A 12750-nucleotide genomic window follows, 5' to 3' on the forward strand; every position below is an offset into this window, starting at 1 on the left:
TTCACCTCAGTTTCCTCCTAATCCTTTTTCCCAAATGTTTTAAATTGCGGCAGAGATAACAGCAAAGCAATGACGAACATGATCACTCCAACAGCCGCTGCCACACCGGTATTATTGTAGACAAAGGCGTTTTGATATAAGTAATACATCATCGTTACTGAAGCATTATTTGGTCCACCTCCTGTTAATAACTGAATTACCACAAAAATCTTCAAGACAGCAATGATGTTAATTACCGTTAAATACAAAGTTGTCGGTTTAACCAATGGAATTAATATTTTAGTGATTCGTTGCCACCTTGTGGCTCCATCAATTTGCGCTGCTTCAAAATAATCCTCTGGAATACCAATCATGGCAGCAATATATAAAATAATCGATTGGCCAACATTGCCGACAAAAGTTACAAAGATGATAACCGGCATGACCCAAATCTTACTTCCCAACAAATTAACATTGTCTGCTCCCATATTGCCTAACAGATATGAAATCAAGCCATTGGCCGGATTAAGTAAAAAGTTCCAAATCATACTCATGACAACCATTGAAACCATTACGGGCAGATAGAAACTGCCGCGAATAAAGGAGACGTACTTTGAACTTTTATCGTAAACGGCTGTGGCCACAAATAACCCAAAGACAATGGTTAAAAAGACAATCGCAATCACAAAGATCACTGTATTCACAATTGATTTCATAAAAACAGGGTCTTTTAGCAGATGGAGATAATTATCTAAACCAACAAACAATTCACCTTGATAGGTCGATTGAAACAAACTCATACGAAACCCTTCAATGACGGGATACGCAATAAAGACTAAAAATAATATCAATTGTGGGGCAATAAACAAGTATCCCGATATGGGATTTTCAATACCACGAAATTTCTTCTTTTTAACTTGCAAACTAAGTCCTCCTCATTTTAGCTGTCCATTAAGCTTAACGAACACTCTTTCTTAATCATCAAGCGACTCGATGGCATCAACAAACCGTTTAGTGATCTCTTGAGGTCTCGTTATGGCGCCACCACTTACCACACATAAACACCCTAATTCAATCGCTCGTTTAGCCTTATCAGGCGTATCAATCTTTCCTTCAGCAATCACCGGCAACTTGGTCAACGCTAAGACTGCTTTTAAATGAGCAAAATCATCTGTGGCAATATTTAGTCCCGCCGTCTCAGCGGTATAACCATACAAGGTTGTGCCGATAATATCAAAACCAACGCTTTCGGCAAAACTTACATCCGCCAGAGTGCCCGTATCAGCCATCAATAACACCTCAGGAAATTCTTCACGAATTTGTTTGATCACCTCTGCCAGTTCCTCCTTGTATGGGCGAACACGAGTCGTACCATCCAAAGCCACAATTTCACAGCCAGTTGCACAGACTTGTCTCACCTCTTTCAACGTCGGGGTAATAAAGACTGGCGAGTCTGGGTAATCTTTTTTGATAATTCCAATGACGGGTAATGAGACGGTATCTCTAATCGCTTGAATATCGACGATTGAATTCGCTCGAATCCCAATCCCCCCAGCTTCCTTGGCAGCTCGAGCCATCCTGGACATAATAAATGAGCTGTGCAGCGGCTCATTTTCAAGGGCCTGACAAGAGACAATTAACCCTCCTGTTAATTGTTTATAGATGTCTTCTTTCATGACTATTTCCTCCATTTTCAACATAAATTTTTCCCTGTGGCCCAACTAAAAAGCAAATCTTGACAGTCGACGTTTAGTGCTTCATGACCATATTCCGGCATAATCAACATCTCTTTTACAGCAGTAAGTCGGTTGTATATGGCAAACTGTGTAGACGGTGGGCACACATCATCCAGTAACCCACAAATCATGGTAACGTCTCCTTTGATCAATGAAGCAAAATTTTTAACGTCAATGTAACCTAATGTCTCAAATACTTGTTCTGCTTGACGATGAAAAGGATCGGTAAACTTAAAGTGGCGATACAAGTCGTCATAGGCTTCCGCCTCATACTTTAATGCTAACACTCGTCTGAAATCAGACAAAAAAGGATAAATGGCAAACACACGTTCAACCTCTGGTAAGATCGCACCAGCAATTAGTGCTAGGGCTCCCCCTTGTGATTCGCCGAAACTAATTAAGGGGCATCCTTTAGTCTGAGGCAATTGCCCGATGATTTTCCCTAACAGGCCAATATCGAGATAGACTTGACGATAAAATAAGTGGCTCGGTCCTTCCAGCATCCCTCGAACAATGTGACCTTTAACGGTATTGCCTTTCACTTGAGAAAAATCTTCGGATTTACCAGCTTGACCTCGAACATCCATCATGACGACCGCCACGCCTTCTGCTACATATTTGAAGGCCTCTGACCAATCCGCTGATCGCCCTTGGTAGCCGTGAAACCTCAACATAACTGAGGTCGGTTTCAGCTTTTTCGGCAAGATAACTTTACTGTATATACTCGAGCCATCTAGGCTGATAAAGCGTAGTTCATAGCAGACTGCAAAGGCCAGCACCACCGCCATTTCTTTCAACTCATAAACAGGTTCCCACTCAGAAAGCTTGCTAAGTTCATTCTCCCAAAAAAGCGCAAAATCAACTGGGGCTTCATCACAACCTAAGTACTGGGCCATCTCTTCAACTGACATATTGTCTAGCAAATTAACCCCTCCCACATAATAGCGATTTCATAAACTTAGTGTAACTCATGAAAATGATTTTTGCAATACTTTTTTAAAGAAAACAATTTTCTTTAATTACATAAAGAAAAAGCGCCTCATCCATTTGGATCAAGCGCTCCTGATTATGCTGGCTTTGCAGCCAATATCTCTATTTCAATTTTTATTTCTGGTAAACCTAGCGCCATCACATAAGCAATGGTCATTGAAGGTTTAATGGCAAATAATTTTCCCCATTCCTGATAGAAATGGTCCCAATCAATACTTTCGACTGACCAAATATTAACTTTAATGACATTTTCCGCTGTCAGCCCTTCTGACGCTAAAGCTAAACGGATATTCTTAAAGGTATTTTCAACTTGAACGTGAACGTCATCAACTAAATTTCCTGCGAAATCGACCCCGATTTGACCGGAAAAAGTGTAGAGAGTACTATTTGGGGGAATAACGGTTACGTGACTATATTCTCCTACTGGTTTAGGCATCGTATTGGGATTTTTTCTAATAATGTTTGTCATATGCTCTCCTCTGGATAGTTCCTATCTCAACCACCTTCAAGCTAACACTCAACTACGCCCTGTTAAACAGTTAGCTCAGAAAAAAGTATTGCTCTTTTCAGGTGATTTTAGAAAAAATCGCTTTGATTATTTTAACATGCAATCTTTTTCAGTTAATTTTAAGCAAATAAATAGAGCAAATCCACCAGATATTTTGGACGGACTCCTCCTAGGAAAAAAAGATATTAGAAAAAAACAGCTGTAGAGTAGCCGATTCCCATTGATAAAAAACCTAAAATTTTCTTTTTCATTCACTACTCACCTCACTCTCACCAGTTTAACCAAAATGACCTGATAAGTAAAGTTATCATGATTCTCTCCAAAAAAACAAGACTGACGATTAAGCAGCCAGTCTTGTTGTGCTATTGAGTTATCTCAAAAAATTCACCATACATCGTCCACTTAAGAGGCGGTGTCAAATTCAGGTTATTCTCCTTCAAAAATTGACGTTGTGCTACTACGCGGCTAAGGTCTTCATGAGCCTCTTCCAGCTCCATCACTTTTCCTCGCTCAGTAAGGAAACTAGTTAAAAAGACTTGCTCCTCACCACCCTCAGCAGGAGCCTTGGCCTGTTTCAGGGCTGACTCACGGATCCCAGGGAAACTTTCCTCCAGCGGAACAGAACCATCACCCGGTCCATGCATAACCATCGCATCATAGTAAATAAATTGCCCTAAAGGACTCAAGCCGTCTTTCTCAGCTTGCTCAACTGCTGGCTCAAAATAAATGGTGTCCCGAATCTCATCTTGCGCCTTTTGAAAAAGCGGGTCCTTTGCCGCCTCTTGCCAAGCCTGTTCAAATTCCGCCCCTAGACCTTCATGAGACTCTGATCCGTTGACCTTTTCTAAAGCTGGCAAAAATTTAGCTAAAACATTGTCTGCTTCAGCCTTGGTATAAGTTTGTACCAAGGTCAACATATCGCCAGTCCCTGAACAAAACCCGATAATTCCAGCCGTATAACCGCGACCATCCTTAATATCTTCAATATAGGCATACTGATCTCGCCATTTTAGCGATGAATTTTCTGCACTGGAGACCAGCTCCATGGCAATCTCTTTCTTGTCGGCATCCTTTAAACTCACATGAGTTTGAGTCGCTCCCGCCTTTTTCTCCTCTTTAACGTACTGGGCGCAACCGCCAATGGTCACCAACAAAACGACTATCGATGAGCCCATTAATTTTTTCTTTAACTCTGCTTTCACCTTTAAGCTACCTCCCCTTCCAATTTTTCCAGATTGAGTTGCTCCTGCTCCATCATTTGTTTCTCTGCTATTTTAAAGAACGGCCAATAAATAGCCACGGCAATGACCAGTTCAATGGCTGACCAGAGCCCTGCACGCCAATCCCATCCTGTTGCCATTAAAGGCCCGATAATCGGCGGCATGGTCCAAGGCACCATCGTAACAGGACGACTGATTAGGTTGACACTCATTAACAGATAAGTGCTTGCTGCTAAAATCAACGGAATAATCGTAAAAGGAATCAACATCAACGGGTTCATCACAATCGGAAACCCAAAAATAACCGGTTCATTGATTTCAAAACAAGCCCCTGGAAAAGCCACTTTTCCCAGTTCTTTATAGGCCTTACTTTTTGATTTCATCATCAATAAGACCAAACACAAGGTCGCACCGGTTCCCCCGACATTAACAAACAAACTGGAAAAACCAGAAGCGGTAATGTAAGGCAATTGTTCATGAGCTGCATAAGCCGCTGCATTAGCTGCGACAAATTTAATAAATATTGGATCTGCCACCCCTTCAAGCGTCATATCCCCATGAATTCCTGCCGACCACAACAGAGTCACCAAAAAGGTGTAGACTAAAATACCCGGTAAGCTATTTAACGCAAAAACCAAAGGCGAAAAGACACTCTCGATAAAAGCACTGACATCAAACCCAAGTACGACACGAACTACCCAAAAACTGACTAAAATGAAAACCGCTGGAATTAACGACACAAAGGAATTACTAACAGCCGTGGGAACACCTTCTGGCAATTTTATGACGATGTTACGTTGCAAGAAGAATCGATAAATTTCCACTGCAAAAATGGCAGAAATAATCGCTGTAAATAAACCAGTTGAACCAAAATTAGCCGTAGACATCTCGTATTTGGCGCTAATTTGGGTGATGATAAAGGCCATCAATGATAAACCCGCCCCAGAAACGGCATCCAGCTGATAAGACTTTGCTAACTCATAACCTATCCCAATTACTGCCAACAGTGAAATAATCCCCATCGAAGCCGTCACAGCCGCATTGATCATGCCCTCATAAGGCGCTAAAAAATTTGTCCATGCCACGATCGGAATATTCCCAAAGATTAAAAAAATACTACCGCCAATAATGGCTGGCAATGTCACCACCAAACCATTTCTAATGGCGATCAAATATCGCAAGTTTCCTACTTTCGTCAATGGTGGAATCACTTTTGTTTCTAGAAATATCATAAATTTTTCCATCTCTAACACCCCTTTTCATTTGACTTAAACCCAGTTTTAGATAAACCGTTTTCAACCCTTATCCTGATTTTAGTAGAGTGCCTAATAAATTCATAGAGGTCTAGCCCATTAAGAAATAGGAGCGCCACAAAAAAACTTGTCACAGAACTGTGACAAGCTGTTTTTGATCATCGGATTATGTTTTGGGATTTTCATTAAAAAAGTTTTTCACTTCTTTGGCGAGATACTCCAATGTATAAATCGCCGGTACCTGAGAGGTAATATTAGCTGTATTCATGGATTCTTGTTCAATATAATAAGGAATGTTCACATCAGATAATTTAGCAATCGTCGACTTGGCACTGTTGGTAATTGAGATACTCGCACTTTTGCCAAAGTTAACATGATTTAAATATTCAATAATTTCCGGCGTTTCTCCAGAAACCGATAGGGCAATAATACAAATCTTATCTGACAAACGTTCTGCTAAGAAATCCACTGGATAATTTTCAGGATCTTCAATTCGCAAAGCCAGTGTAAACAATGAGGAAAAATATAATGCCCCATAAGCCGCCACCACATTTGAAGCACCTTCTCCAATAAATAGCACCAATTCCTTATCTTTTAACACCTCGACGGCCCGCATAATCTGCTCCTGATACGCTTCTTGAGTCGTCCGCTTGATAAAATCAATAAATGCCGTTTCATCAACTGGCGTAACAGCGGTTTTTTTGTCTTTTAAAAACAGTTGCAACTTAATCCGAAATTCAGAAAAGCCATCACATTCGAATTTCTGGCAAAACCGTAAAATACTGGTTGTGCTCGTATGTGTTTCTTTCGCTAAATCACGAATGCGCATATAAGACACCTGTTCCAGATGATTTACTACGTACTTATAGATATCTAAATCGATTGGTGACAAATCTGGGGTTCTGTCTAAAAAAAGCATTCAAAGCCCACCTTTTTAATTATTAGACTCATTATAGCATAAACTATCTAAGGACTGACCCCTATGCGTTTAAAGAACCAATACCCACCACCAACAAAAACAACTGCCCAGGTCATACTCGTGAGAAACAATGCCACTTGAACGTAGACTGGCGCTTTATAGGACAACATAAGCTGATTTTCACCAACTTTTTGTTTAAATAAAACAGTTCCCATCTCACTAAGAGAATACGCTGATTTTGGCAATTCACTCCCACCTTGACTTAATACCGTCTGCCGGTATTTGACAATCGGAACTGCTACCTCAGTCTCCGATTCGCCAATCCAAGACACGATTAGTTGATCATTCGTCACCGTTTTTCTAAAATAAGGATTTGGTTTAATAATCAATCGCTCATAGGCATCATATTTATTTTCCGAGGTCTTGCCCATCATCGGTAGATAGTCAGGCGTCGATTTTTGCCACATGCTCAAACTTTTTGACATATCCGCATCAAAGAAAGACGCTTTAACCTGTTCTGACTCAGCAGTAAATGATGTATGTCGCGTTTGAAACTCCCCAACGGCTTTTTCTTGCCATGGTCTTAGACCAACCATGATCAACACTAGCGTTTGTAATAAACAAGCCAGCACGCCAACACTTAAAAAAGGTCTCGTCCTTTTGCTAGTCAGCCCTTGCTCTTCCAAAGTCAAAGCAAACGAGATTAACAATAAGACCGTGTAAGGGACAAAAAAACGAAAGGGAAATTGAATTAACCTAATAAAAGGAACGTGATGTTTTAAAAGAAATGACCAAGGAATCAAACTTGTGGAACAAATTAAAAAGAACAGGCTCGTAACGGTTATCAAGCGATTTAAAGTCGAAAATCGGTGCCAGCCTTTTATGGTCGCAATTAACTGAAACCCCATCACAGCAATTAACAAAGCAGGTGTGAACACCCAATACGAACTTCCTTTATTAATCGTGTTCGCTTCCATGGTCTGATTAACAAAAGGAGGTAGTATCTCGTTCGTACTATATAAATCGAGATAATTCACCCAAATATTAGCAGTCAAGATGAAAAAGAGCAACACCGCTCCTCCTAACTTTTTAATTAGACCTAGCTTGTTATCTGTTTTTACTAAAGCATAACCAAAGAAAGGCACGTAAATTGCCGCCAATAATAGACTGGAAAAAACATGTGTCTGAACCATAATTGCCATACACAAGGCCAATTGTAGACAATGAATTTCCTGCTTCTCCACCATTTTACGGAGTGGGATTAAACACAAAGGAAAGAAGCTAGCTCCCCAGCTGGTGAAGCCTTGTCTTAAGGTCCAATACTGAATAGCAAATGTCGTCAAATAAATTAAAGCCACGGCCAGACTATATTCCTTACGCACTTTGTGACTTCGCAGTAACCCATACATCGACAGACCGGCCGTCACATAGATCAAAAAATTGGACAATAACTGATAACGAAACCAATTACCAGCTATTAGTACCAGTAAACCATTAAAATAAGCCACTAAGGGGCCATAAAAAACATTAACAATTCTGCCTGACTGTTGAAAACCAAACAACGAGATATAATAATTGATATTCCCTGTTTTGATTTGCATAGCAGTCTCATAAAATCGATTAAAATGAAAAATACCGTCAGAACCAACAATCATACTTTTGCTGATAATCCCAGGGCTAATAAATAGAATAGCGACCAACACAATTAAGATAGCTGGGGAAAAACGCTGATGTAACACTTTTTTCATAAGATTTATCTTCCTTCCGTCCCCAAACAACCCTTTTCGACAGAAATCACCGGCATTCTGATAAACATACTTTTTCTTTTACGGTCATACCTAATAACCAAAAGTGTACGATAGGTCCCATCCATTAACAGTATATCAGTTTAAACGTGCTAATTTTGAACTTTATGTAACTTTTCAAACATTTTTAAGAAAAAATTCAGAAACGAAATGTAACACCTTGTTTTTTTATGTAACAAATCACTTCTTTATTACACTGTTCCATTTTAATAAAAAACAATGTTCTCTCACCTCAATCACGGTATACTGAGAATAGAAACGAACAGAAAGGAAGACCATACTATGTCAAAAGGATTAAAAATTGTTACTATCGGAGGCGGCTCTAGCTACACACCAGAGCTTGTGGAAGGGTTTATCAAACGACACGCTGAACTACCAGTGAAAGAATTGTGGTTAGTCGACATCGAAGCCGGTCGTGAAAAATTGGAAATTGTCGGTGCAATGGCAAAACGGATGGTCAAGGCCGCCGGCATCGACTGCGAAGTTCATCTAACTTTAGATCGTCGTGAAGCTTTGAAAGACGCTGACTTCGTTACGACTCAGATGAGAGTTGGCCTGTTAGATGCCCGCGTCTTGGACGAACGGATTCCTCTTAGCCACGGCATGATTGGCCAAGAAACAAATGGTGCTGGCGGTATATTCAAAGCCCTCAGAACCGTTCCTGTTATTTTAGCCATTGTAGAAGATATGAAGGAGCTATGTCCTGATGCCTGGTTAATTAATTTTACAAATCCAGCTGGCATGGTAACAGAAGCGGTCTTACGTTACGGAAATTGGGATAAAGTTGTCGGCTTATGCAACATCCCTGTTAATGCGGTTTTTGAAGAAGCGGAAATCTTGGAACGCAACCAAAAAGAACTCTTTTTCCAATTTGCTGGCATCAACCATTTGCACTGGCATACTGTAACCGACAATAAAGGTCTTAACTTAACAGATGAGTTGATCAATAGAATGTACGGCAAAGACGCCAGCGGTAAGAGCATTGTAGCCAACATTCAAGATAACAGCTATGTCTACGAGCAAGTTGAAAACTTACACATGGTTCCTTGCCCTTATCACCAATACTATTACATGACGGACAAAATGTTAGCCGATGAATTAGAAGACTTCAAAAATAACGGCACTCGTGCTGAAAAAGTCAAACAAATTGAAGCGGAACTATTCGACTTATACAAAGACCCAGAACTAGACCACAAACCACAGCAATTAGCAGAACGAGGCGGCGCTCGTTACAGCGATGCGGCTTGTGAAATCATCAATTCCATCTACAATGATAAACGCACGGTTATGACCGTCAGCACGCGTAATAATGGAACGATCACTGATTTACCAGATGAATCAGCTGTTGAAGTGACCTGTCTAATTACAGGTAATGGGCCAGTACCCTTTACTTTTGGCAGCTTTGAGCCAGAAATCCGCGGTTTATTACAATTGATGAAATCCATGGAAGAATTGACCATCAAAGCGGCTGTGACCGGCAATCGTGGCACCTTAATGCAAGCTTTCACTATGAATCCACTGATTACTAGTGGAACTGTTGCCAAAGAAGTGATGGATGAAATGCTAGAAGCACACGCCCAACACTTACCACAATTTCATAAATAATCGAAACCAGAAGCGAGTACCTGCGCTTCTGGTTTTATTTTTAGCTGGACGATCTAAATAAGTCTTCACGTATCAGACCTTATGCCGCGCTAATCCCATAGCTTCTTCCGCTCGCAGTAAATTTTTATTAGCTACCAAAGCAGCCCGCTGAGCCCCAGCTGACAAAATATCGTCTAATTCTGACCCTGCCATAATCCTTTCATAATGAGCTTGGATGGGGGCCAGTAATCCTACTACTAAGGCCGCTAAATCCACCTTAAACTGACCATAGCCTTGAACTTCTTGATACTTCAGTTCAATTTCCATCACGCTTAATCCGCTAATTGCTGCATAGATTGACAGCAAATTACTAATCCCCGGCTTATTGACTAAATCATAATATAACTTATTTTCAGAATCTGTTACGGCGCGCTTAATCTTTTTCGTCACAACCGCTGGCGAATCAAGTAATAAAATAGTCCCACTGTCCTCTGCTGACTTGCTCATTTTTTTCAATGGATCCTGCAATGACATGACACGAGTAGCTTCCTTAGCAGTGGCTGCTACTGGTAGTTTAAACGTTTCACCAAAACGATAGTTAAACCGCTGAGCTAATGTCCGCGTCAATTCCAAATGCTGTTGCTGATCATCGCCAACAGGCACCGCATCGGCCTGATAGAGCAAAATATCCGCCGCCATAAAGGGCGGATACATCAACAAGCCCGCAGGAATCGATTCATGTAAATTCCCCGCTTTTTCCTTATACTGGGTCATTCGTTCTAATTCACCCATTTGAGATAAGCTCATCATAATCCAAGCAAGCTGCGCATGGGCTGGCACCTCTGACTGGATAAAAATCGTGACTTTCTGAGGGTCTAGTCCACTGGCAAGATACAGTGCGGCTAAACTACGAGTTCGTAGTCGCAATTCCACTGCTTCTTGCGGCACTGTGATCGCATGTTGATTCACAATACAAAAGTAAGCTTCCTCTTCCTGATAGGTAATAAACTGAGCCATCGCACCTAAGTAATTCCCTAGAGTTAGCTCTCCACTTGGTTTAATTCCTGAAAATATTACTGTCATTTAAGACACTCTCCTTTTCGATCTGCTCATTCAATGACACTACAGCTACCGCCTCCCAAAAAGGTGCATCAAAACAAAAAAAATAATCCTCTCTACATACTAATTATGTAGGGACGATTGACTTCGCGGTACCACCCTGATTAATCGTAAAAACGACTCACTCATTACCATATCAAACAATATGGTCTTCCATGGTAACGTGGGAAGTCTCACGGCAACGCCTACTCCTTCTTCGGGCTGCAGTTCTAGAGTCCATTCACTTATTATTAGCCACTAGTTCACACCACCACTAGCTCTCTTTAGACCGCTTTTAAGCTACTTCTCTCTATCTCAACTGATTGAATTATTTAGATTAACTCCTATTTTACACCTCCAAGCTTATTTTGCAAGTCTCTTTTTAGACACCCATGGGTTTTATCATAGTTCGACACTTTAACGTTATATCTGTCCATTATTGTACATTTATCGTATGATTATCACAAAAATAACATCATTCAGTACATATTCTTTGCTTAGCCTTTCTTTTTGTCTTAGACTAATGATGAGATCAACCCCATGACACTTTAATTGAGGAGTTGTAAACCATGTATAATTCATTTCACTTTGGCACTGTTCTAAAAGAAACGCGACTTGAACAACAATTGTCTCAAAAAAAATTAGCCGCTGATATCTGCTCTCAAGCGATGCTAAGTCGAATTGAAAACAATGAAGTTATTCCCAGCGTGATCTTAATGAAGCAGCTGTGTGATCGCTTAAATGTCTCACTAGATTATGTCCTTGGAACAGAGTATGAATTATCCAATACTCTTCCAGAAGAAACAAATGAATGGCTTGAATTGCTGAAATTTTATCATCAGAGTACCCAATATCAACAACTAAATCGCATCATGGAAGAAACTAACGCCTTTAAAAGCTTAGTGACCAAAAACCAACAACAACAATATTATTTTTATCAAGCCTGTTGCCAGTATTTCTTTAACCCCTACAGCAAACGGGCAATCGAGACGCTAGCCAAAGCCTTAAATTTAACTTATGACACAAAAAAGCAACACTTAAGTGATATGGAAATCATCATCCTCAGTGAAACCGGAAAAATCACTGCCAACCAAGGAGATGTGACCCGTGGCATGTCTTATCTTAAGCGCAGTATGAATGCTTTTTACAATCAAACACAACAGCGAAAAGACAATCAATTAGCAAAAGTCTTTTATAATATCGCCACGATCTATATTGATTTACGCAACTATAAAGAAGCACTTAGCATTATCAACCAGGGAATCTCTTGGAGTAGTCGACTAAAAAATTATTACTTCTTGGATGAACTTTTTTTACTTAAAGGCATTGTTTTACAGGATCATGATTTAATTGACGATGCCATTAAATTTGTCCAAGTTGCAGAGACACTCAAAAGTATCGCCCACGATGGCCGTCAGTTAAATGAAAAAAGACTGCGAAACTCACCAAAAAGCAATGGTCTATTAGACTAAAATAACAATTTACTTTTTTGCCGTCACACTCTCTTTACATAAGCTTCAATAATTGTCGTCCAATTACTCACAATTAATTCATATTTACAGGTTAATATATAGTTATACCAACAAACAACCCTAGCAAAACTTTTTCATTCGTAACACTTGAAAAGGCATTTCCAAGTGTTACCAACTCCTTTTTCC

At 40.2% G+C, this 12750-nt stretch carries 11 protein-coding genes and 1 other annotated feature; of the genes, 2 read left to right on the top strand and 9 right to left on the bottom strand.

The genetic code is table 11. From position 1 onward, the window contains the following. Nucleotides 1-17: 17 nt before the first annotated feature. The 8 genes from I6N95_RS21510 to I6N95_RS21545 all read right to left on the bottom strand — a co-directional run bounded on the left by I6N95_RS21510 (nt 18) and on the right by I6N95_RS21545 (nt 8353). Entirely contained in the window at nt 18-902 is an 885-nt protein-coding gene (locus I6N95_RS21510; protein WP_245249782.1) for a carbohydrate ABC transporter permease, read from the bottom strand. Nucleotides 903-953: 51 nt separating this feature from the next. After that, nucleotides 954-1655, bottom strand: coding sequence for an N-acetylmannosamine-6-phosphate 2-epimerase (locus tag I6N95_RS21515; RefSeq protein ID WP_209531414.1), 702 nt, complete (start codon nt 1653-1655; stop codon nt 954-956). Nucleotides 1656-1672: 17 nt separating this feature from the next. Continuing rightward, nucleotides 1673-2638, bottom strand: a complete 966-nt coding sequence (locus I6N95_RS21520; protein ID WP_430727556.1) for an acetylxylan esterase — start codon at nt 2636-2638, stop codon at nt 1673-1675. Nucleotides 2639-2781: 143 nt separating this feature from the next. After that, nucleotides 2782-3174, bottom strand: coding sequence for a RidA family protein (locus tag I6N95_RS21525; protein WP_209531415.1), 393 nt, complete (start codon nt 3172-3174; stop codon nt 2782-2784). A 401-nt stretch (nt 3175-3575) separates the two neighbouring features. Beyond that, entirely contained in the window at nt 3576-4415 is an 840-nt protein-coding gene (locus I6N95_RS21530) for a chitosanase (protein WP_347340592.1), read from the bottom strand. 2 nt (nt 4416-4417) lie between these two features. Continuing rightward, nucleotides 4418-5677, bottom strand: a complete 1260-nt coding sequence (locus I6N95_RS21535) for a PTS sugar transporter subunit IIC (RefSeq protein WP_209531416.1) — start codon at nt 5675-5677, stop codon at nt 4418-4420. 175 nt (nt 5678-5852) lie between these two features. Continuing rightward, nucleotides 5853-6605: a MurR/RpiR family transcriptional regulator gene (locus I6N95_RS21540; protein WP_209531417.1), complete on the bottom strand. Its 753-nt coding sequence runs from the start codon at nt 6603-6605 to the stop codon at nt 5853-5855. A gap of 47 nt (nt 6606-6652) precedes the next feature. Beyond that, nucleotides 6653-8353 carry a glycosyltransferase family protein gene (locus I6N95_RS21545; protein WP_209531418.1) on the bottom strand — a complete coding sequence of 567 codons (1701 nt, stop codon included), beginning with the start codon at nt 8351-8353 and terminating at the stop codon, nt 6653-6655. Nucleotides 8354-8692: 339 nt separating this feature from the next. On the opposite strand from I6N95_RS21545, the gene I6N95_RS21550 reads away from it, so the two are divergent. Continuing rightward, entirely contained in the window at nt 8693-10015 is a 1323-nt protein-coding gene (locus I6N95_RS21550; protein WP_209531419.1) for a 6-phospho-beta-glucosidase, read from the top strand. 72 nt (nt 10016-10087) lie between these two features. Here the strand turns inward: I6N95_RS21550 and trpS are convergent, their stop codons facing one another. After that, entirely contained in the window at nt 10088-11077 is a 990-nt protein-coding gene (gene trpS, locus I6N95_RS21555) for a tryptophan--tRNA ligase (RefSeq protein WP_209531420.1), read from the bottom strand. A 106-nt stretch (nt 11078-11183) separates the two neighbouring features. Then, nucleotides 11184-11418, bottom strand: a binding site (T-box leader). Nucleotides 11419-11661: 243 nt separating this feature from the next. On the opposite strand from trpS, the gene I6N95_RS21560 reads away from it, so the two are divergent. After that, a complete protein-coding gene (locus tag I6N95_RS21560) occupies nt 11662-12564 on the top strand; it encodes a helix-turn-helix domain-containing protein (protein ID WP_209531421.1) in 903 nt (300 codons plus the stop codon). The last annotated feature ends 186 nt before the right edge of the window (nt 12565-12750 follow it).

This window comes from Vagococcus allomyrinae (genome assembly GCF_017829975.1).
GTDB lineage: Bacteria > Bacillota > Bacilli > Lactobacillales > Vagococcaceae > Vagococcus_D > Vagococcus_D allomyrinae.

Coding starts and splice junctions, on each gene's coding strand:
- I6N95_RS21515 (WP_209531414.1), bottom strand. CDS start 1,655: ATGAAAGAAGACATCTATAAACAATTAACAGGAGGGTTAATTGTCTCT.
- I6N95_RS21525 (WP_209531415.1), bottom strand. CDS start 3,174: ATGACAAACATTATTAGAAAAAATCCCAATACGATGCCTAAACCAGTA.
- I6N95_RS21535 (WP_209531416.1), bottom strand. CDS start 5,677: ATGGAAAAATTTATGATATTTCTAGAAACAAAAGTGATTCCACCATTG.
- I6N95_RS21540 (WP_209531417.1), bottom strand. CDS start 6,605: ATGCTTTTTTTAGACAGAACCCCAGATTTGTCACCAATCGATTTAGAT.
- I6N95_RS21545 (WP_209531418.1), bottom strand. CDS start 8,353: ATGAAAAAAGTGTTACATCAGCGTTTTTCCCCAGCTATCTTAATTGTG.
- I6N95_RS21550 (WP_209531419.1), top strand. CDS start 8,693: ATGTCAAAAGGATTAAAAATTGTTACTATCGGAGGCGGCTCTAGCTAC.
- trpS (WP_209531420.1), bottom strand. CDS start 11,077: ATGACAGTAATATTTTCAGGAATTAAACCAAGTGGAGAGCTAACTCTA.
- I6N95_RS21560 (WP_209531421.1), top strand. CDS start 11,662: ATGTATAATTCATTTCACTTTGGCACTGTTCTAAAAGAAACGCGACTT.